The following is a 21,172-nucleotide window of genomic DNA, read 5'->3' on the forward strand; positions in this document are numbered from 1 at the left end:
GGCGCACCCGAGGTATGCGCCGGTCGGCGCCCACCGGTCAGGAGGTCGCGACCTCGGTGGACGAGCGGGCGGCCCGGCCCCGCTCCCCCGCCGGCGGCCCGTCCGGCGCCCGTTCGGCCGCCTCCTCGGCGGCCGCGGGCGCCGGGTCGGTCGGGTCCGCGGCGTCGGCCGGCGACCCTTCCGAGGTGTCCGGGGACGCGGCCCCCGGGGACCCGTCGCGCTGCTCGCCCGTCTCCGGCCGGGTCCGGTCGGTGGAGTGGTCCAGCACCCGCAGCGAGGCCAACGCCGCCATCGGCACCACCAGCGCACCGGCCGCCCCGGCCACGTCCAGCGCCGAGCCGCCCAGCACGCCGCCCACCACCGCGGCGACGGCGGTGCCCGCCATCGCCGCCCGGATCGCCGGATAGATGCCGAACAACCGCATCAGCCCACCCCACGGCTGGAGCAGGGCGAACCACACCAGCAGCGCCCCGGCCAGGGCCAGCACGGTCAGCGGGCTGTTGACCAGGGTCTCCAGGTTGGCCGTGCTGGACCGGTGCACGGTCAGCCCGCCGGTGCCGTCGCCCAGCGCGGCCAGGAAGCGGCCCAGGCTGCCCCGCTCCGGGGCGGGCCGGCGCACGTCGAGCACCGCCAGCCCGACGGTCACCGCCAGGCCGGCCATCGTCGCCCAGGCCAGCCGGCTCAGCGTCAGCCAGCCGCCGACGCTGATCACCGCGGCCACGCTCACCCCGGCGGTCAGCGCGATGGCGCCGATCGGGTCCGCGCCGAAGTAGGGGCTGCCGACGACCACCACGGCGGTGCCGCCCACCGTCGCCACCACCGCGGGCCGCCAGGAGCGGCCTACCCGCTGGGCGAGCCAGCCCGCGCTGAGCAGGGCGCCGGCGACGAACGCGCCGAGCCCGACCGTGCCCAGCCCGGCGTACCGGCCACCCTCGAGGGCCGAGTAGCCGACCACCCCGTTGAGCTGCAACCGGGCGCCGGTGACCACGTCCAGCCCGACGGTCAGCGTGGTCAGGCCGGCCACCGCGCCGAGCGGGCCGAGCGTGTTCGGGTAGCCGGGGGTGAGCCGGACGACGGCGGTGGCCCCGACCACCAGCAGGGCGGTCACCCCGGCGAACCAGGCGCCCGCGTGCTCGCCGCGCCACCACGGCACCACGTCGGCGAGCAGGGCCGCCGGCACGGCCAGCGCGGCGGCGATCAGCAGCACCTCCACCGCCGCCACCACCCGCCGGGACACCGGCTCCGGGCCGTACGGGCCGGCGTGCCGGCGGGCCCGGCGCAGCAGCGGCAGCACCGCGACGCCGAGCAGCACCTGGACGGCGGCGAGCAGGGTGAAGAACCAGCCGGCGACCCGCCGCTGGGCGGCGGCCTCCCGGTCGGCGTCGGCCGGTTGGGCGATCGCGGTCGCCAGATCGGCCGGTCGGTCGCCCACCGACTCCGCGGGCCGGCCCAGGAACGGCCGCTCGGGCAGTGGCCGGCCCAGCGCCGCGAGCGCGGTCGGCGCGAGGTCGACCAGCTGCAGGTAGCCCTCCCGGCCGGTGCTCGCCGAGGTGAGCCAGCCGCCCTCCCAGCCCGGCCCGTCGGCGACGGCCACGTGCAGCCGGGACGGCTGTTCGGTATCGGACACCCCGGCGACCAGCACCAGGGAGCGGGGCGGGCGGGCGGCGAGCACCCGGGCCAGTTGGGCGTCGGCCGCACGGGCCGCCGCGGCGCGGACCGCCGGGTCCTCGCCGGCCACGGTGCCGAGGTCGACGATGCTCAGCACGCAGGAGCCGAGCAGGCCGGCCGGGTCCGGCGGCAGCGCCGGGGCGTACCGGTCGACCCGGCCGAACGGCCGGGCGGCGGCCACCGCCGCGCCCGGCCCGACCGCCACCGAGCAGCGCACCGACTCGGACAGCGAGCCCGGCACGGTGCCCCACGGCAGCCGCTCCTGGTTGTGCAGAACGACGCTCTCCTGGTCGGGCAGGTTCGCGCCGATGCCGTCCGGCTGCTCCACGGTGACCGCCGCCGCCGGGCAGCCACCGGTCGGCCGGCTGCCGTTCCAGGCGGCGTAGCTGCCGGCGCCGAGGGTCAGCCAGCCGTCCACCGGGCAGGTCGGCCGGTGCGCGGAGCGCACCGACAGCGAACCGATCGAGCCCCGCTGGGCCATCCGCCACAGCGTCGGGGTGGTTTGCGGGTCGACGTCCTCCCAGCGCAGCCCGGCCACCCCGGCCACCACCACGTAGTCGGCGGTGCGGCCCGGAACGTCCGCGGCCGGCCGGACCGCCAGCGCGGTGATGCCGAGCGCCACGACGAGCAGGGTGAGCAGTGCGGGGGCGAGTCTGCGCAGCATCACCGGCGTCCCGTCGAGGGGGCACCGGCGTCCGGGGCGGCCGGACCGGCGGCGTCCGGGGCCAGTTCGGCGTAGAGGGTGGTGAGCTGGGCCAGGGTGTCCGCCTCGGTGGGCCAGGTCGCGGCCCGGGCGGCGCCCCGGCGGGCCAGGTCGGCGCGGCGGTCCGGATCGTCGAGCAGCGCGCGCACGGCCGCGTCGACCGCGTCCACGTCACCCGGCGGCACCAGCACCGCGGCCTCGCCGACCAGCTCGGGCAGGCCGCCGACCGCGGTGGCCACCAGTGGTACGCCGGCCCGCAGCGCCTCCTGCGCGAAGAGCTGGCGGGCCTCCCAGTCGCTGGTCACCACCGCCAGGTCGGCGCCGCCCAGCAGGTCGGCCACGTCGGTGCGGTGGCCCAGCAGGGTGACCGGGGCGCGGGCGGCGGAGATCCGGGCGGCCAGCGGCAGGTAGGCCGGGCCGCTACCGGCGATCACCACGACCGGCGGCGGCGTCCGGGTACGCCACCGGGCCGCCGCGTCGACGAGCACGTCGTACCGCTTCTGCGGGTGCAACCGGCCCACGGAGACGACCAGCGGCTGGTCCGCGCCCACGCCGAACTCGGCCCGGACGGCGGCCCGGCGGCGGCGCGGCGCGGGTAGTGCCGGCGCGGCGACCGGGGCGAGCCGGGCGTCCGTGGCGCCCAGCGCGGCGGCCCGGTCCACCAGGTCGGCGGAGGCGCCGAGGGCGACCCGGGCGCCCCGGGCGACGATCCGCTCGACCAGCCGGGACAGGCTGCCGCGCAACCCGCCGGCGAGCACCGCGTTGTGCCAGGTGACCACCACCGGGGCGGCCGGCCGGGCGAGCACCGCGACCAGCCCGGCCCGCAGTCCGTGCGCGTGCAGCACGTCGACCGGCTCGGCGGCCAGCGCCCGGCGCAGCGCGGTCACCGCCCGCGCGTCGGCCGGGGTGGGGCTGGCCGGGATCTCCACCGGGTGGAAGCGGGCGCCGACGCCGGTGAAGTCGAACTGTTCCTGGGTCGCGGCCGGGCCGCAGACCAGCACCCCGGCGCCGGCGGCGGCCAGCCCGGCGGCCAGCGAGCGGACGTGCTGCCCGACCCCGCCGGTGCTGGAGGCGAGCAGCAGGCCGACCGTGCCGTGCCAGCCGGGAACCCGCGCCGGTTGCCTCACCACGACCACCTCCGCTCGGCGACCGCCGCCCGCCGGTCACCCGTCCCGCGCCGCGTCACCGGGCACGACTCCCGTCGCCGGCCGTGGGGCCCACGGCCGCACGCCACGCGCTCACCGGGACACCGTCTCCTTCCCGTCTCCCCGCGATGGGGGAACGCCGTCCTGCCGCCCCCCGCCGGCCCGACGCCCCCGGCCGAGCCGCCGCCGCACCCCCGCGAGCAGCGGCTGCACGTCCCGCCGGTCCGCCAGTCGGGCCACGGCGAGGAACACCACGCCGACCAGGACTCCGGACAGCATGCCCTGCACGAGTGCCGCGAATGTCGTCGGGGTCCCGTCTGCGGCGGCCGACAGCCAGTGTGCCGCCGCCGCGCCGGCCGCCGCGGCCAGCACACCGGCGAGCAGTCCGGCCGCACCGGCCCGGGCGGCCCCGGCCAGCGCGGAGCGCCCGGCCGAGCGCCGCACCGCGACGAGCAGCAGCCCGCCGAGCAGCAGCATCCCGACCGAATTGGCCAGGGTGACCGCCAGCACCCGGTCGGCCAGCGGGAGCACCGCGGAAAGCGGCACCGCCGCCACCGGCACGGCCAGCCAGCCGGCGGTGATCGCCAGGGTGGCGGGGCGGGTGTCCCCCCGGGCGTAGAGGGCGCGGGAGAGCACCGCGAAGAGGCCGTAGCCGAGCAGGCCGGGGGCGAAGCCGGCGATCCCGGCGGCGGTGGACCCGGGATCGTCCGGGTAGAAGAACGCGGCGACCGGCCCGGCGGTGCCGACCAGCGCCGCCGCACCGAGGCAGCTGAACAGCAGCACCCCGCGCACGGTCGAGGAGAGGGTGCGCCGGTAGTCCTCGTCGTCCCCGGCGGCCGCCGCGGTCGCCAGCGTCGGGTACGCCGCCACCGCCAGCGGCACCGCCAGCACGGCCCAGGGCAGCAGGTACATGGTCTGGGCCAGGTTGAACACCTGCGGCGAGCCGGTCGGGCCGCCCGACACCCGGTTCAGCAGCACCAGCAGCGCGACCTGCTGCGCGGTCACGGTGATCGCGCCGGCCAGCGCCAGCCCGCCCACCCGGGCCCGGGCGTCGAGGGGAAATGCGTAGCCGGGGCGCAGCCGCAGGCCCAGTCGGCGCAGCGGGATCAGCAGCGACAGTGACAGCACCACCACGCCCGCCGTGGTGCCGGCAGACAGGACCAGCTCGCCCCCACGGCTCACCTGCGCCACGCTCGCGCCGCGTCCCTCTGCGCCGCCGAAGGCGAGGTAGACCACGATCACGGTGAGGCTGGACAGCAGCGGCGCGATCACCGGCCAGGCGAACCGGCGGTGCGCCTGGAGCACGCCGGTGAGCACGATGCCGATGCCGTAGAGCGGGAGCTGGGGGGCGAAGATCCGCAGCATCCGGGCGCCGGCGGCCAGTTCCGCCTCCGAGCGCCCCTCGCTGATCAGCGACACCACGGGGCCGGCCGCCACCGCGACCAGCACGGCCAGCGGCACGAGCAGGGTGATCGTCCAGGTGAGCAGGGCCCCGGTGGTGGCCGCCACCGCGCGCCGGTCGCCGGCGGCGACCGGCCCGGCCAGCAGCGGTACGACCAGGCTCGCCAGCGCGCCGCCCGCGACGATCTCGAAGATGATGTTGGGAACCGTGTTGGCGATCACGTACATGCCGCCGAGGTCGCTCTTCTGCACGACCCAGGTGAAGACGGCGGTGCGGCCGAAGCCGGCGAGCCGGCTGAGCACGGTGAGGACGGCGATGAGCGCGGCTGCTCCGGCCACCCGGCCGGCGCCGGCGAGGGGTGCCGGTGTGGTCACGTCAGTCGGCGCGACGGCCCAGTGCGTCGAGTTCACGCAGCCCGGGGGTGCGTTGGATGACCTGGGTGAAGCTGATCTTCTCGCTGGCCGCGGTGAGACCGGCGAGGACGGCGAGGACGCCGGCGCGGCCGACCGGGCCGGTCCGGGCGGCCAGCGCGACGCCGAGCAGCGCGCCGAGCGCGTTCGCGCCGCTGTCGCCGAGCATCACCCGTTCGCCGAGGTCGTCGGGGAGCAGCCCGGCGGCGGCGCCGACCGCGCCGGCGGCGATCCCGCCGTGCGGGCCGCGCGCCAGCGGCGCGCCGAGCAGCAGGCCGGACTTCAGCGCCCGCCCGGGGCGCAGGTCGAGCAGGTTGAGCAGGTTGGCGGTGCCGGCCACCACGCCCGCGCCGAGCAGCACGTCCACGCCGCGGCCCAGCGCGCGGTGGCGCTGCCGGCGGGGATGGGCGGCGACCCGGGGGTCGGTGGCGAGCAGGGCGGCGGCGCCGAGGCCGGCCGCGCCCACCCCGACGATCTTGATCAGCCCGGCGGTCACCCGCCCCTCGCGCAGCGCGGCGAGGTGCCCGGCGAAACCCTTGGCGGTCTTCTGCTCCGGCCGCGCGCCGACCACGTCGTCGTAGAGCCCGACCGCCCCGGCGCCCACCCCGGCGACCAGTGCCGCGGCGCCGGAGGAGGCGCTGGTGGCCCCGAACGCGCCCGCCCCGGCCGCGCCGAGGGCCAGCGCCGGGCCGGCGGCCAGGCTGACCGTGCGGCCGCGGAAGTTCGTCCGGTCCAGCGCCGGCCCGACCGGCGCGGTACGCACCTCGCGCAGCGCGTACCGGGCGGCGGCCGCACCGGCCCCGGCGATCAGCAGTCGACCCAGCAGGCTCACCGTGCCACCTTCGTTCGCGACTGCGGGGCTCGCAACACCGGCTCACTCCTCGCGCTCACGCCGCTCCCCCGCTCCACTCGGCGGCGGTCACGCCGCCGCGCTCCCGCCCGGCCGGGAGCGCGGCCGGCAGGCCGGACACCCGGGCACGTCCTTCGCTCACTGGGGCAGTCTAGGCAGCAGCGAGGAGACGTTGTCGCCGACGCCGTACTGCCCGGCCTTCTTCTCGGTGAGCTGCTGCACCAGCGCCAGGCTGGTGACCAGTTGGCCCTGGATCGTGTTGGCGTTGTCGACGGTGGAGATGGTCTGGGTCAGCACCGGGTCGCCGCGGACGATGGCCACCAGGTTGCCGCCGGCCGATCCGTTGCCGCCGACCACGATCGCGCCGGTGCGGTCGAACTGCTCGGCGACCTTGACCACCGACTCGTCCTTCTTGGCCGAGTCCTTGTCGACGTACGGCTGCCCGCTGACCACCACCACGGCCTCCGCCGCCCCGGTCACCCGGTCCTCGGTGGTGAGGTAGCCGGCGTTGCTGTACGCGGCGAGCACCGCCCGCCGGTCGGCCTCGCTGACCGGGGCCGCGCCGGGCGACCGGTCGAGCAGCACGCTGGCCAGCAGCGCGCTGGAGGTCTCCACGCCGTGCCCGTTGCCCGGCAGGCCGGAGGTCGGGGCGCTGGTGGGGCGGGCCGCGGTGACGGCCAGTTCCAGCAGGTTGTTGTTGTTGTCCGGGTTGATGAACTTGTCCTGCAGGTCGACCCGGCCGGTGATGTCGGCCCCGGCGAGCTGGAGCATCTTCAGCACGCCCTCGGTGTGGTCGCGCCCGGTGGGCAGGCTGAGCACCAGCACCCGCTTGCCGGTGAGCCGGCCCGGCAGGACGACCTGCGCGATCTCGGCCGCGAAGTCCTCCTCCATCTCCAGCTCCCGCTCCAGGTTGTTGTACGCCTGGCGCATCTGCTGGTTGTCCTTGCGCAGCGCGTTGACGTTCTCCTTGAGCGAGTCGGCGACCGGGCCGTTGAGGGCGGCCGTGCCGACGACCAGGCCGATCGCCAACGCCAGGAACACCGCGGTCAGGGACACCACGTGGTAGCGGAAATTGATCACGCTTGCAGCCTCTTGATCGGTCGGGGAGCTAGAAGAGCTGGCCGAGCTGGAACACGAAATTGTCCCACCACTCGGAGACCACACCCAAATACGCCTTGCCGACGGTGGAGACCGCCACGGCGGAGGCCATCGCGGCGACCGCCGAGAGGACCAGCAGCAGCAGTGAGGAGCCGGAGATGCTCTGCCGGTAGAGCCGGCTGACGCCCTTGGCGTCGACCAGCTTGCCACCGACCTTGAGCCGGGTGAGGAACGTCGAGGCCATCCCGCCGCGACCCTTGTCGAGGAACTCCACCAGGGTGGCGTGGGTGCCGACCGCGACCAGCAGCGAGGCGCCCTTCTCGTCGGCGAGCAGCATGGCGAGGTCCTCGCTGGTCGCGGCGGCCGGGAAGGTCACCGCCGGTACGCCCAGCCCGGTGACCCGGGCCAGCCCGGGCGCCCGACCGTCCGGGTAGGCGTGCACGATCACCTCGGCGCCGCAGCGCAGCACGTCGTCGGTGACCGAGTCCATGTCGCCGATGATCATGTCGGGGGTGTAGCCGGCCTCGACGAGGGCGTCCGCCCCGCCATCGACGCCGATGAGGACCGGCTTGAACTCCCGGATGTAGGGGCGCAGCACGTCCAGGTCGGCCTTGTAGTCGTAGCCACGGACCACGATCAGGCAGTGCCGGCCCTGGATCTGGGTCTGAATCTCCGGTACGCCGACACCGTCGAGGAGCAGGTCGCGCTCCTGCCGGAGGTAGTCCATGGTGTTGGCGGCGAACGCCTCCAACTGCACCGACAGGCCCTCCCGGGCGTCGGCCATCGCCTTGGCGACCGTCTCGGCGTCCTGCAGGCTGCCGTGCGCCACCGGCTCGTCGCCGACGAACACCGTGTTGCCCTCGATCCGCACGGTGTCGCCCTCGCGGATCTGCTCGAAGATGCTCTCGCCCAGGTCGTCCAGGAGCGGGATGCCCGCGCCGATCAGCACCTCCGGGCCGAGGTTGGGGTAGCGGCCGGAGACCGACGGCTTGGCGTTGAGCACCGCGGCGACGCCGACCGCGACCAGCGAGTCGGCGGCGACCCGGTCCAGGTCGACGTGGTCGATGACCGCGATGTCGCCGGGGCGCAGCCGCCCGACCAGCCGCTTCGTGCGGCGATCGAGGCGGGCGGTGCCGACGATCCGGCCGGGTTCCGGGTTCCGGGTCCGGCGCAACGTGGGTAGACGCATCGTGACCATCCTGGCATGTGAGGCAGGGTTTGCTGTCGCGACATGCCTGAGCAGGGCCGCCTACCCAGGGAAGCACACCGGGACGCAACCCGGTGTGCCTGTGGTCACAATCGGCGGTGTCACGGCCGCCTTTCCCGGGCCGCCACCGCGAGCAACTCCTCGGCGTGGGCGATACCCAGATCCGAATCCGGCAAACCGGCCAGCATCCGGGACAGCTCACGGGCGCGTTCGGTGTCCTCCACCACCCGCACGCCACTGGTGGTGACCGCGCCCCCGGTGTCCTTCGCCACCACCAGGTGCCGGTCGGCGAACGCGGCCACCTGCGGCAGGTGGGTGACCACCAGCACCTGGTGGCTGCGGGCCAACCGGGCCAGCCGCCGGCCGATCTCCACCGCGGCCTGGCCGCCGACCCCGGCGTCGACCTCGTCGAAGACCAGCGTGGGCGGGCCGCCGGAGCCGGCGAAGACCACCTCGATGGCGAGCATCACCCGGGACAGCTCACCGCCGGAGGCGCCGCGCTGCAACGGCAGCGCCGGCGCGCCTGGGTGGGCCAGCAGGCGCAGCTCGACCTCGTCGCCGCCGTCCGGGCCGAGGCCGACCTCGACCCCGTTGACCGGCAACGTCGGCTCGGCCCGCCCGGCCGGCCGGGGCAGCACCGCCACGTCGATCCGGGCGTGCGGCATGGCCAGCCCGGCCAGCTCGACGGTGACCTGCTCGGCGAACCGGATGGCTGCCTCCCGGCGCGAGGTCGACACCCGGGCGGCCAGGTCGGCCACCTCGCCGGCCAGCCGCTGGGACTCGCGGTCCAGCTCGTCGAGAAGCTCGTCGGAGGTGTCCAGGTCGGACAGTCGGGTGCGGGCCCGCTCGGCCCAGGCGATCACCCCGTCCACGTCGTCGGCGTACTTGCGGGTCAGCGCCCGCAGCGCCGCCCGGCGCTCGTAGACGGCCTGCAACCGGGCCGGGTCGGCATCCAGCGTGGCGAGGTAGGCGGAGAGCTCGGCGGAGACGTCGGCGACCAGGGTGGCGGCCTCCTCCAGCCGCGCCGCCAGCTCGCCCAGCGCCGGGTCGGTGCCGGCCTGCGCCTCGAGGGTGCGCCGCGCGGTGCCGAGCAGCGCGGTGGCGTCCGGCGTGTCGTCGGCGGCCTCCACGCCACCGGCGACGCACTGCTGGGCCAGCTGCGCCGCGGTGCGCAGCCCCTCGGCGTGCTCCAGCCGCTGCGCCTCGGCCTTCAGCTCGTCGTCCTCGCCGGGCTGCGGGTCGACCCGGGTGATCTCGTCGAGCCCGAGCCGGAGCAGGTCGGCCTCCTGGTTGCGCTCACGGGCGTTGCGCCGCCGGTCGGCCAGGTCGTCGACCACCCGCCGCCAGCCGGTGTACGCCTCGCGCAGCGCGTCGAGCAGCTTCTCGTGCTCCGGGCCGGCGAACCGGTCGAGCGCGGCCCGCTGCTCGGCCGGGCGCAGCAGCCGCAGCTGGTCGGACTGGCCGTGCACGGCCACCACCTGCTCGCCGACCTCGCCGAGCATGGACACCGGCATGCTGCGGCCGCCCAGGTGGGCCCGGGACCGCCCCTCCACCGTCACCGTGCGGCTGAGCAGCAGCGAGCCGTCCTCGTCCGGCTCGCCGCCGGCGTCGGTGATCCGGGCGTGCACCGTCGCGGCGACCCGGCCGGTCAGCCGCAGCCGCCCCTCCACCACGGCGCGGCCGGGCTCGGCCCGCACCCGCCCGGCGTCGGCCCGGCCGCCGAAGAGCAGGCCGAGGCCGGTCACCACCATGGTCTTGCCCGCACCGGTCTCGCCGGTGATGACGTTCATCCCGCCGGTCAACGGCAGCGTGGTGTCCTCGATGACGCCCAGTCCGGTGATGCGCAGCTCTTCCAGCACAGCACCCGACAGTAGACGCGGCCCCCGACAGTTGACCAGCCGGCGACGCCGGGGTGGGTCGTGCCGCGCCCGGCGGGGTCGTACAGTTCAGCCCCGTGTTGGACGTGATCGGCCTGACCCCGGGCGAGGAGGAGCTGTACCGCTGCCTCGTCCAGCTCACCGTGGCGCGGGTCGACGAGCTGGCCCGGCGGCTGCGCCGCCCGCGCGCCGAGGTCGTCGCCCAGCTCGACACCCTGCGCGGCAAGGGGCTGGTCCTGCCGACCGGGCCGGACCCGGACGGGCCGCTGCGGCCGCTGGCACCCGACGTCGCGCTCGGCGAGGCGCTGCTGCGCCGCCAGGAGGCGCTGGAGGCCGCCCGCGTGGCGGTCACCCGGCTGACCGAGGAGTACCGGGCCGGCCTGCGCCGGCACGACGCCGACCACCTGGTCGAGGTGATCACCGGCCCCGGGGCGCTCCGGGAACGGCTGCGCGACGCGCAGAACTCGGCCCGCACCGAGGTGCTCTGGTTCTGCCGGGCCAACCCGCTGACGATGCCCGGCTCGGAGAACGTCGAGGAGTTCGACGCGCTGGCCCGCGGGGTGCGCTACCGGGCCATCTACGAGCGGGAGATGCTCCTCGAACCGGGCGCGCTGGCGGACGTGGAGCAGGGCGTACGCGCCGGCGAGCAGGCCCGGGTGCTCGATCGGCTGCCGGTCCGGCTGGCCATCGTGGACGCCCGGACGGCGATCTGCCCGCTGGTGCCGGACCGGGACATCGGCGAGCCGAGCGCCGCGGTCATCGGCCGCAGCCAACTGCTCGACGCGCTGCTCGCCCTCTTCGAGAGCCACTGGCGGATGGCGACCCCGCTGCGGTCGGCCGCCACGCCGGCCGGCGCGGCCGACGGCTACCAGCCGGACGCCGACGAGGTCCGGCTGCTCTCGCTCTTCGTGGCCGGGGTGCCGGACAAGTCCATCGCCTCCCAGCTCGGGGTGAGCCGGCGTACCGTGCAACGCCGGCTCGCCGACCTGATGACGGCCGCCGGGGTGGACACCCGACCGGGGCTGGCCTACCAGGCCGCCCGGCGCGGCTGGCTCTGAGGGGTAGCCGCCACCGGGCCCGCCGTCGCCGCCACCGGGCGGAGCCCTCCGGCCTCGCCGGCACGGGGCGGGACGGCCCGGTCGGCCGTCCCGCCCCCCGCCTCAGCGCAGGCCGTACGCGTCGATCACGGTCTGGTCGACGACGTTGCCGGCGCGGTCGGTGGCGTGCACCCGCAGCGACACCGGGCCCCGGCCGGCCGGCACCAGCGCGGTGTACCGGGTGCCGGAACCGTTCACCGGCGCCGGCCGCCAGGTCGCGCCGGAGTCGAACGACACCTCCACCCGCAGGGTGGTGCCGGTCGGTGCCGGCACGCCGGCCGGCTGGCGCAGGGTCAGGCCGAGCCGGTGGCCCCGGTTGCCGGACACCTCGCCCCGCAGGTCGGCCGGCACCCGGTAGTCCACCTGGAGCAGCGGCAGCGGCTGCGCCGCCGCACCGGCCGGACGGGCCGAGCTGAACTGCCAGGCCGTCTCGGTCCGGGTGGCCCAGCGCCACTCGTCCGACGACCGCTGCGTGGTCAGGTCCAGCCGGTAGCGCGCCGCGCCGGGGGTGGTGGGCACGGGCGCCCAGCCGCCGGAGAGGTCGGCGATCTGCTGCCCGTCGCGGCTGAGCCGGGCCTCGACGGTGTCCGGCTCCTCGCCGCCGCCGGCCGCGCTGTAGTGGCCGTCGGCGTCGACGAACTCGGCCACCCGCAGGTCCAGCGTGTCCCCGGTGCGCGTGGGCACCGGCGCCCCGCCGGCGGCCGGCACGGCCGGCCGGACGACCGGGGCGTGCCAGGTCTCGGTCTCCCGGTCGTCGGCCGCGTACCGCCGGGGCTGCTGGACGAGCCCGCCGAGCAGCCGCCCCCAGGACCAGGTGAGCCGGTGCAGCACCCGCTGCTGCCACCACGAGTCCCCGGCGCTGACGAACTCCTGCCGGGTGGTGCCGGTACGCACCAACCGCTGGTCGTCGTTCCAGGAGTACTCCTGCCAGGGACGCCAGCCGAACCGCTGCTCGGTGGCCCACTCGAAACCGCCGGTGTCGCCGTAGCGGGCGGTGACCTCGGCGGTGTTCTCCGCGGTCACGGTGTGCACGATCCGCTCCGGCACCCGCCCCTTGGACACCTGGAACACGTCGTACAGGTAGGGGCTGTCCACGGTCAGCGTCAGGTCCAGCGTGGCGCGCCCGGTCTTCGCCGCCGCGATCATCCGCTGGCCGTCGTCGTACGCCACGACCATGGCCGGGATGGGTAGCCGGTCGCCGGCCGGGTTCCAGACCGTCCACGCGCTCCAGTCGGCCGGACGGACGATGAGCGCCACCGCCACGCCGGCCGCGGCGGCCGCGGCGACCTGCTCCTCCTCCGTGCGCTCCGGGTCGGCGGTGAGCAGCGCGGCGGCGCCCCGGGCCCGGGCCAGTTCGGCGGCGGTCCCGGTGCCGGCCCAGACCAGCGGCAGCTTGCGCCGGCCGGTGGGCGCCGGGGACTGGTGCAGCAGGTTGATGTCCAGCGGGCCGGCGACCTTGCTGACCGTGGCGTCCACCATCGGCTTGACCAGCTGCCAGCGGGAGGAGAACTCGAACTCGCCCCGGGTGACCGGACGGGTCGGGGTGACGTTCACCTGCTGGATGGTGCTGAACGTCATCACCCCGTGGTCGACCTGTCGGCCGTTGCCGAAGATCCGGTGCTCGTAGAAGCTGATCGACGACCGCTGCTCCGCCGGCTTCGGGGTCTCGATCCGGACCGGGGTGCCCTTGCGCGGGTCGAGCACCACGGTGAGGTCCCGGTCGACCATCAGCTCGGGGTCGGTGACCAGGGTGATCTGCTCGTCCAGCGGGGCGCCGTGCTCGATCAGCCCCTGGAGCAGGTACGGGCCCTCCTCGACCTGCACCTGCCAGTCTGCTCCGCCCAGCCAGCCGAGCGCGTCGGACTCGGGGTGCTCACCGAAGAGGGTGACCACCGGCGCCAGGCCGGGCTGCCCGGCCAGGTCCAGCGCCCGCAGGGTGACGGTGTGCAGCGGGCCGCTGAGGGTGAGCCCGACGGCGGTGCGCACGGCGACGCCGTCCGCGCCGGTGGCCACCAGCCAGCCGCCGTGCGGGCCCCGGTCCAACTTCGCCGGGTCGGCGCGCAGCGGCACGGCGACGCTGCCGCCGGCCGGGACGGTCACCTCGGTGGAGCCGACGGACACGCCGTCGGTCTCGGCCGCGCCGCTGTCCAGGTTGCGCAGCTCCAGGGCCAGCCGCAGGGTCTGCGCGGCGGCGGTGCCGTTGGTGTACGTGACGGTCCGCTCCGCCCCGGCACCGGCGGCGGTCAGCCGGCCGAAGTCGGCGGTGGCCGAGCCGTACACCCGCTGGCCCAGCGCCCGCGGCACGTCGACCCGGCCGGCACCCTGCTCGAACACGGTCAGCCCCGGCGTCGCCTTCGTCGTGCTGACCAGCGCGTCCTTGAGCTGCCCGGCGGTCCAGTCGGGGTGCTCCTGGGCGAGGATGGCGGCCGCGCCGGCCACGTGCGGGGTGGCCATCGAGGTGCCGGACGCGGTCGTGTGCGCGTCCCCCACCGGCGTGCCCATGGTGGTCCCGGCGGCGCGGGCGGCGACGATCCCGACGCCCGGCGCGGTGATCTCCGGCTTCAGGCCGTTGTCACCCAGGCGCGGGCCGCGGCTGGAGAAGTCGGCCAGGTTGTCCTCACGGTCCACCGCGCCGACGGTGAGCGCCGCGGTGGCGGCGCCCGGCGTGCCGACGGTGCGGGCCGCGCCCGCGTTGCCGGCGGCGACCACGAAGAGCGCGCCGGTGGCGGCGGTCAGGTCGTTGAGGGCCTGGCTCATCGGGTCGGTCCCGTCGGTCGGGCTGCCGCCGAGGCTCATGTTGACCACCTTGGCGCCGGAGTGGGCGGCCCACTCCATGCCCGCGATGATCGACGACTCGTAGCCGCTGCCGCCGTCGTCGAGCACCTTGCCCACCAGCAGCTTCGCGCCGGGCGCGACGCCCTTGCGCAGCCCCTCGGAGGCGGCGCCGCTACCGGCGATGGTGGCCGCCACATGGGTGCCGTGACCGTGCCCGTCGCGGGCGCTCCCGCTGCCGGAGAAGTCCTGGCTGCCAGCGATCCGGCCGGCCAGATCGGGGTGGGTGTCGTCGGCGCCGGTGTCGAGCACCGCCACCTGCACGCCGGCGCCGTCCCGGCCGGCCGCCCAGGCCGCCGGCGCGCCGATCTGCGGCACGCTGTGCTCCAGATCCGCGCGGACCCGGCCGTCCAGCCAGATCTGGGCGATACCCGCACCGAGCCGGGCCGGGCCCGCGGTGGCGGTACGACCGGCCGGGGTGTCCCGTAGCGCGGTCCACAGCCCGCCGAGGTCGCTCTTACCGACGCGCAGCGCCGCGCCGTTGATGCTCTCCAGCGGGCGGGCGGCGGTGGCCCCGGCCAGCGGACGCACCCGCCCGGCGGCCGGCTCCTGGTAACGCACGATCAGCGGCAGCGCCTTCTGACCGGCGTCGCCGTACCCGTCAGCGGCCAACTCCTGCACGTCGAACAGGTCCGGGTCGAGCACCCCGGCGGAGAGGTAGGGCACGACGTCGCTGGGCAGCACCCGCAGCCCGCCGTCGGCCTCGATGCTCTGGAAGACGATCCGCTCCCGGCCCGGGCCGGGGCGGACGGTGGCGGCGACCCGGCCGGGCGCGGTCTGCGTCAGGTCGACCTGGTCACCGGTGATCAGCGTGATGCGCACGGGCGCGGAGCCCGGGGCGGGGGTGGTGCCCGGGGTGGGACCGGCGGGTCGGGCGGGCGGGGCGGCGGACGCCGGGGCGGCGAGTCCGACCACCAGCGCGCCGACCGCGCCGGCGGCGAGCCAGCGTGGGGGCCAGTGCATACGATGCGCTCCTCTACTCCAGGGCCGGCAACCGAGGAGACCGACCGATCGGAGTCTGCGACGGAGATGATCGTGCGGTCACTAGCCGCGGTGCGCCGCACCGGCGACATGTCGCCAGGTGGACACGCGCGAGGGGGCGGATGTCGACCCGGTGTTCACCCCGGAGCGCCCGCCGGCCGCAACCGGGCCGCGGGGAACGGATGGTCGCGGGTCAGCGGCGGGAGCCCCGCCAGCCGTGCACGGGCAGCCCGAACTTGGCCACCAGCCGGTCGGTGAAGGGGCGGGCCCGCAGCCGGACGATGCGCACCGGCAACGCCCCGCGCCGCACCGTCACCCGCGCACCGGGCGGCAGGTCGTAGACCCGCCGGCCGTCGCAGCTGAGCACCGCGAGGGTGGTGAACGGGTCGACGGTGATCGCGAAGGTGGAGGTGGGCGCGGTGACCAGCGGGCGGCTGAACAGCGCGTGCGCGCTGATCGGCACCAGCAGCAGCGCCTCCACCTCCGGCCACACCACCGGCCCGCCGCCGGAGAACGCGTACGCGGTGGAGCCGGTGGGGGTGGCGCAGACCACCCCGTCGCAGCCGTAGCGGGACAGCGGCCGGCCGTCCACGTCGACGAGGAGTTCGAGCATCTGGGCCCGCTCCCCCTTCTCGACGCTGATCTCGTTGAGCGCCCAGGACTCGATCGTCGGGCCGCCGTCGAACTCGGCGGTGACGTCCAGGGTGAGCCGCTCGTCCACGCTGTAGTTGCGCCCGACCACGTCGCGTACCGCGCTGTCCAGGTCGTCGATCTCGGCCTCGGCGAGGAAGCCGACCTTGCCCAGGTTGATGCCGAGCAGCGGCACCTTCGCCGGGCGGGCCAGCTCGGCGGCGCGCAGGAAGGTGCCGTCACCGCCGAGGGCGAAGACGATCTCGGCGCCCTCGGCGGCCTTCGGGCCGGTCACCGGGATCACCCCGGGCAGGTCGAGGTCGTCGGCCTCCTCGGCGACCACCCGCACCTCGAAGCCGGCCGCGATCAGGTCGGCCGCCACCGCGCGGGCGTGCTCGGTGCTGCGCCGGCGGCCGGTGTGCGTCACCAGCAGGGCGGTCCGGCTCACCGGACCGTCCGTTCCGCCCGCGCCGCGGACCGGCCCCGCGCGTCCACGCCACTCGCGACCGCGTTCACCCGGCCACCTCCTCCGTCGCCGCGTCCGGCACGTCGCCGGACGCCGCCGGGCCGCCCGGCCCGGCCGTCACCACGGCCCGCACCCGCTCCGGGTCGGCCGGCGGTGCGTCCCGGCGTAACCATACGAAGAACTCGACGTTGCCGCTCGGCCCCGGCAGCGGGCTGGCGGCCACGTCGGCGAGACCCAGGCCCAGCTGCGCCGCGGCGGCCGCCACGTCCAGCACCGCCTCGGCGCGCAGCGCCGGGTCGCGGACCACCCCGCCGGGGCCGACCCGCTCCTTGCCCACCTCGAACTGCGGCTTCACCATCAGCGCCAGGTCGCCGTCGGCGCCGGTGCAGCCGGCCAGCGCCGGCAGCACCAGCCGCAGCGAGATGAACGACAGGTCGGCCACGGTCAGCTCGACCGGCCCGTCGATGGCCTCCGGGGTGAGCGTACGGACGTTGGTGCGCTCGAAGACCCGCACCCGGGCGTCGTTGCGCAGCGGCCAGGCGAGCTGGCCGTATCCGACGTCGACGGCGACCACCTCGGCCGCGCCGGCGCGCAGCAGCACGTCGGTGAAGCCGCCCGTGGACGCGCCGGCGTCGAGGCAGCGCCGGCCGGCCACCGGCAGCCCGGGGCCGAACGCGGCCAGCGCGCCGGCCAGCTTGTGACCGCCCCGGGAGACGTACTCCGAGGTGGGATCCTCCCCGGTGACCAGCAGCGGGTCGGCCGGGTCGACCATCGCGGCCGCCTTGCGGGCCGGCACCCCGCGCAGCTGCACCCGGCCGGCATCGACCAGCGCGGCGGCCTGCTCCCGGGAGCGGGCCAGGCCGCGGCGGACCAGCTCGGCGTCCAGCCGGTTACGACGTGCCATGGGTGGTTCTCCGGTCTTCCTCAGGCCTGGTCGATGGTGGCGAGAGTCTCCCGCAGCGTCTCGTAGGCCGCCTCGTACTGCGCGATCTGGTCCGCCGGGGGCAGCCCCGCCGCGTTGATCATCGCCTGTACGGCGGCGTCCACGGCGGGATGGCGTGCCTCGTCGAAGTCGTCCGTCGACGCGGGACGCGGCGGCGGGCCGGGTCGGACGCCCGGCGGGAGGCCGGGCGGGCCGGGTCGGACGCCCGGTGGGGGGCCGGGCCGGACGCCGGGCGGGGGCCCGGGGCGCGCCGGGCCGGTCACCGGGGACTCCGGCGGGTCGCCGTGGTCCTCACTCGGCACCGCCCGGCTGTTGCCTGCGCGGCGGCGCGTTCTTCACCGGCCCGGCCGGCTCGGCCCGGCCGGCCTCGTCCTGGGTCGGGGTGACGGTGGCCGGCGGCTTCTTGACCACGGCCTTCTTGGCGACGGCCTTCTTGGCGACGGCCTTCTTCGCCACCGCCTTCTTGGCCACCGCCTTGGTCGGCGCGGCCGGTTCCGCGGCACCCGGCTGCGCGGCGCCGGGGGTCGCCGCGACCGGTCCGGCCGGGGCGGGCGGCTGCGGCGCGGGGCCGGCCGGGGCGGCGCCCTTGGCCTCGCGGAGCTGGCGCTCCAACTCGTGCACCCGGCGGGTCAGCTCGGCGACCTCGTCGGCGGTGGCCAGACCCACCGCGCCGAGGGTGCGGTCGATCTCGAACCTGACCAGCTTGGTCAGCGCCTCCCGGTTGGCGGCGCCGGTGGAGAGGAGTTCCTCGGCGAGTCCCTGGAGCTGGGCGGCGGTCGCCCCGCCGGAGCCGACGAGCCGGCGGACGGCGTCCTGGGCCTTCTTCCGGGGCGCCTCCGTCAGGCCCATGGCCAGCTCGAGGTAGGCGCGCCACGCGTCCTGCATGCCTGAGTCCTTCCGCGGGGTGGAGGTGTGCAGGTGTCACGCTACCGGGCCCGGCGGAGCACCCTGTGCGGTACGGTGCCGGGGACGGCGTGGCGAGCGGTGAGGGGGCGACGTGGCCAGCGTGGACGAGTGCCGACAGGCGTTGCATGACCTGGCCGACCGGCTGGACCGCAACGCGGAGACGGTGCGGGAACGGGTCGACCTGGACCGCACGCTGGCCTGCCGGATCACCGACCTGGACACGGCCTTCCACGGCCGCATCGCCGACGGTCGCCTGGTCGAGCTGACCGACGGCGACGACCCGAAAGCCAAGATCGCCCTGAGCACCAGCAGCGACGACCTGGTCGCCCTGGTCCGCGGCGAGCTGGACGTGACCCGGGCGGTGGCGTCCCGCCGGGTGTCGATCAAGGCGAGCCCGTTCGACCTGATGAAGCTGCGCAAGCTGCTCTGAGCGCCGACGCTCCGGCTACGCGTGAACCTCCGGGTACGTCCGGGCCCTCAGCCGGCCAGGCCGAGCGCGGTCAGCGCCCGGCTCGCCTCCGCCGAAGCGGCCCGCACCGGCGCCGGCCGCGGCGCGGACCAAGCGGTCGCGCAGAGCGCCGCCAGCGCGTCCAGCGGACGGCCCGCGCCGGACAGTTCCAGCGTCCCGTCGCCGTCCGCCACCGACCAGCCGGCGGCGTCCGTCGGGCCGGGCACCCGCACCACGGCCGCCGGGTCGAAGAGCCCGGTCAGGTCCATCGAGACGTACGTGGGCCGGCGCCGCGCCGGGGCCGCGAGCAGCTCGGGCACGTCGCTGACCCCGGTGAGCACCAGCAGGCTGTCCAGGCCGGCCCGCCGGGCGCCCTCGATGTCGGTGTCCAGCCGGTCGCCCACCACCAGCGTCCGCCCCTCCCCGGCACGGCGGGCGGCGGTGGCGAACAGCGCCGGTTCGGGCTTGCCGACCACGACGTCCGGGTCCCGGTCGAGCGCGGTGCGCAGCGCGGCGACCAGAGCCCCGTTACCCGGCAGCGGACCCCGCCCACTGGGCAGGGTCCGGTCGGTGTTCGTGGCGATCCAGGTTGCCCCGCCGCGCACGGCGACCGCCGCCTCGGCCAGGTCCGCCCAGCCGACCTGCGGCCCGTACCCCTGCACCACCGCGACCGGGCTCTCCTCCGCCGTGGCGACCGGAGTCAGACCGACCGCGCGCAGCTCCGCCCGCAGCGCCTCGGCGCCGACGACCAGCACCGCGGCGCCGGCCGGAAACCGGTCGCGCAGCAGCTCGGCGGCGGCCGCCGAGGAGGTCAGCACCTCCTCGGGACTGGCCGGCACACCCATGCCGGTGAGCAGGTCCGCGACCTCGCTGGAGCGGCGCGAGGCGTTGTTGGTGGCGTACGCCACCAGCCGCCCCTCGCCGTGCAGCCGGGTCACCGCGTCGACCGCGCCGGGGATCGGCCGGTCGATCAGGTAGATCACCCCGTCCAGGTCGAAGACGACGAGGGCGTACCCGTCGACCAGCCGCTCCCCTACGGTCACCGGCGGTCCGACTCCGCCTCGCCCGCCCCGGTCCCGCCGGTGGCCGGGTCCACGCTCGATCCGGCGTGCTCGTCGGCCGCCCGGAACAGCGCGGTGGCGTCCCCGGCCCGGAACTCCCCGTCGCCGGCGGTGGCCACCGACTGCGCCTCTGCCTCGGTCAGCTCGTCGTCGGCCAGGTCGTCCGTCGGCACCTCGGCGGCCAGCGGTTCGTCCCGCCACGCCTCGGCGTCGACGTCCGACCGCTCGGCGATGTCGGGCCGCTCGCTGCCGCGCTCGTCCGGGCCGGTGTCGCGCCGCTCGGCGGCGTCGGCGAGGTCGGTGGCGTCGCCGGTGAGGTCCGCGTCCGGCGTGGCCGGAACCGCGCCCGGGGCGCCCGGGCCGGCGGCGATCTCCTCCGCCGACTCCTCGTCCTCCTCGTCGCCCTCGATCACCACGCCGTCGAGTTCGAGCAGCCGCTCCGCGGCGTCGGTCTCGCCCTCGGTGTCCACGTCGGCGGCCCGGGAGAACCACTCACGGGCCTCCTCGCGCCGCCCGACCGCCAGCAGCGCGTCCGCGTACGCGTACCGCAGCCGGGCCGTCCACGGCTCGGTCTCCTCGGCGGTCAGCTCGCGGACCTGGAGCATCGCCACCGCGGCGTCCTTCTGCCCCAGGTCGCCCCGGGCACCGGCCGCCACGATCAGCAGCTCGATGGCGGTGCCCTGGTCCAGCTTCTCCCGGTCCGCGCCGCGGAACAGGTCGATCGCGCGCTCCGGCCGGCCCAGCGCCCGCTCGCAGTCCGCGAGCACCGCCAGGTGGCTCTGCAGCCCGGTCATCCGGTGGTACGTGCGCAGCTCGGCGATCGCCGTCTGCCACTCACCCGCGTGGTACGCGGCGAGACCGACGGCCTCCCGGACCGCGGCGATGCGGGACGCGAGCCGCCGGGCGGCCAGCGCGTGCGCGAGCGCCTCGGCCGGGTCTTCGTCGATCAGCTGACCGGTGGCGACCAGGTGCCGGGCGACGGTCTCCGCGACCGGCTTCGCCAGCGAGAGCAGCTCGGCGCGGACGTCCTTGTCGAGGTCGGCCGCGACGATCTCGTCGGGCAGCGCGGGTGCGCGCTCGCCCGCACCGGCCTCGGGGCGCTCCCGCCGCTCGTCACGACGGTCCCCGCCCCGGTACCCGCCCTCGCGGTCACCACGGAACCCGCCCTCGCGACGCTCGCCGCCCCGGAAGCCGCCCTCACGGTCACCGCCCCGGAAGCCACCCTCACGGCGCTCGCCGCCGCGGAAGCCCTCGCGCGGCGCACCACCCTCGCGACGGTCACCGCCCCGGAAACCGCCCTCACGGCGCTCGCCGCCGCGGAAGCCCTCGCGCGGCGCACCACCCTCACGGCGGTCACCGCCCCGGAAACCGCCCTCACGGCGCTCGCCGCCGCGGAAGCCCTCGCGCGGCGCACCACCCTCGCGACGGTCACCGCCCCGGAAACCGCC

General features: G+C 76.6%; 16 protein-coding genes. 2 read left to right on the forward strand and 14 right to left on the reverse strand.

Translation table 11 applies throughout. The features are described 5' to 3' along the window. Positions 1–37 precede the first annotated feature (37 nt). The 7 genes from AC1WTP_RS19290 to recN all read right to left on the reverse strand — a co-directional run bounded on the left by AC1WTP_RS19290 (position 38) and on the right by recN (position 10,342). The gene (locus AC1WTP_RS19290; protein WP_481650650.1) at positions 38–2,332 is read right to left on the reverse strand and encodes a hypothetical protein; all 2,295 of its coding nucleotides are present in this window, start codon (positions 2,330–2,332) and stop codon (positions 38–40) included. After that, the gene (locus AC1WTP_RS19295) at positions 2,332–3,498 is read right to left on the reverse strand and encodes a glycosyltransferase family 4 protein (protein WP_481650651.1); all 1,167 of its coding nucleotides are present in this window, start codon (positions 3,496–3,498) and stop codon (positions 2,332–2,334) included. The genes AC1WTP_RS19290 and AC1WTP_RS19295 overlap by 1 nt, the downstream gene beginning before the upstream one ends. A 111-nt stretch (positions 3,499–3,609) precedes the next feature. Beyond that, positions 3,610–5,292 (reverse strand): murein biosynthesis integral membrane protein MurJ, encoded by a 1,683-nt coding sequence (gene murJ / locus AC1WTP_RS19300; RefSeq protein WP_481650667.1) that lies wholly within the window; start codon positions 5,290–5,292, stop codon positions 3,610–3,612. 1 nt (position 5,293) lies between these two features. After that, complete coding sequence (locus tag AC1WTP_RS19305) at positions 5,294–6,160, reverse strand: hypothetical protein (RefSeq protein ID WP_481650652.1); 867 nt, start codon at positions 6,158–6,160, stop codon at positions 5,294–5,296. A gap of 156 nt (positions 6,161–6,316) precedes the next feature. After that, the gene (locus AC1WTP_RS19310; RefSeq protein ID WP_481650653.1) at positions 6,317–7,258 is read right to left on the reverse strand and encodes a copper transporter; all 942 of its coding nucleotides are present in this window, start codon (positions 7,256–7,258) and stop codon (positions 6,317–6,319) included. Between the two features lie 28 nt (positions 7,259–7,286). After that, on the reverse strand, positions 7,287–8,465 hold the full coding sequence (gene steA / locus AC1WTP_RS19315; RefSeq protein ID WP_481650654.1) for a putative cytokinetic ring protein SteA: 1,179 nt from the start codon (positions 8,463–8,465) through the stop codon (positions 7,287–7,289). A 119-nt stretch (positions 8,466–8,584) separates the two neighbouring features. Next, positions 8,585–10,342 carry a DNA repair protein RecN gene (recN, locus tag AC1WTP_RS19320; RefSeq protein WP_481650655.1) on the reverse strand — a complete coding sequence of 586 codons (1,758 nt, stop codon included), beginning with the start codon at positions 10,340–10,342 and terminating at the stop codon, positions 8,585–8,587. Positions 10,343–10,437: 95 nt separating this feature from the next. Between recN and AC1WTP_RS19325 the strand changes: the two genes are divergently transcribed. After that, positions 10,438–11,418, forward strand: a complete 981-nt coding sequence (locus tag AC1WTP_RS19325; protein ID WP_481650656.1) for a helix-turn-helix domain-containing protein — start codon at positions 10,438–10,440, stop codon at positions 11,416–11,418. A gap of 102 nt (positions 11,419–11,520) precedes the next feature. Here the strand turns inward: AC1WTP_RS19325 and AC1WTP_RS19330 are convergent, their stop codons facing one another. From AC1WTP_RS19330 to AC1WTP_RS19350, 5 genes are all read right to left on the reverse strand, one after another. Further along, entirely contained in the window at positions 11,521–15,252 is a 3,732-nt protein-coding gene (locus tag AC1WTP_RS19330) for a S8 family serine peptidase (protein ID WP_481650657.1), read from the reverse strand. A 211-nt stretch (positions 15,253–15,463) separates the two neighbouring features. Continuing rightward, a complete protein-coding gene (locus AC1WTP_RS19335) occupies positions 15,464–16,348 on the reverse strand; it encodes an NAD kinase (protein WP_481650658.1) in 885 nt (294 codons plus the stop codon). 64 nt (positions 16,349–16,412) lie between these two features. Next, positions 16,413–17,270 carry a TlyA family RNA methyltransferase gene (locus AC1WTP_RS19340; protein WP_481650659.1) on the reverse strand — a complete coding sequence of 286 codons (858 nt, stop codon included), beginning with the start codon at positions 17,268–17,270 and terminating at the stop codon, positions 16,413–16,415. 20 nt (positions 17,271–17,290) lie between these two features. After that, positions 17,291–17,611 (reverse strand): hypothetical protein, encoded by a 321-nt coding sequence (locus AC1WTP_RS19345; RefSeq protein ID WP_481650660.1) that lies wholly within the window; start codon positions 17,609–17,611, stop codon positions 17,291–17,293. Further along, positions 17,601–18,194 carry a phasin family protein gene (locus AC1WTP_RS19350; RefSeq protein WP_481650661.1) on the reverse strand — a complete coding sequence of 198 codons (594 nt, stop codon included), beginning with the start codon at positions 18,192–18,194 and terminating at the stop codon, positions 17,601–17,603. The genes AC1WTP_RS19345 and AC1WTP_RS19350 overlap by 11 nt, the downstream gene beginning before the upstream one ends. 112 nt (positions 18,195–18,306) lie before the next feature. Between AC1WTP_RS19350 and AC1WTP_RS19355 the strand changes: the two genes are divergently transcribed. Continuing rightward, positions 18,307–18,645 (forward strand): SCP2 sterol-binding domain-containing protein, encoded by a 339-nt coding sequence (locus AC1WTP_RS19355; RefSeq protein WP_481650662.1) that lies wholly within the window; start codon positions 18,307–18,309, stop codon positions 18,643–18,645. Positions 18,646–18,692: 47 nt separating this feature from the next. Here AC1WTP_RS19355 and AC1WTP_RS19360 read toward each other — a convergent pair whose 3' ends face one another. After that, on the reverse strand, positions 18,693–19,706 hold the full coding sequence (locus tag AC1WTP_RS19360) for an HAD-IIA family hydrolase (RefSeq protein WP_481650663.1): 1,014 nt from the start codon (positions 19,704–19,706) through the stop codon (positions 18,693–18,695). Next, positions 19,703–20,737, reverse strand: coding sequence for a tetratricopeptide repeat protein (locus AC1WTP_RS19365; RefSeq protein ID WP_481650668.1), 1,035 nt, complete (start codon positions 20,735–20,737; stop codon positions 19,703–19,705). The genes AC1WTP_RS19360 and AC1WTP_RS19365 overlap by 4 nt, the downstream gene beginning before the upstream one ends. Positions 20,738–21,172: the final 435 nt, after the last annotated feature.

This window comes from Micromonospora sp. R311 (genome assembly GCF_056780015.1).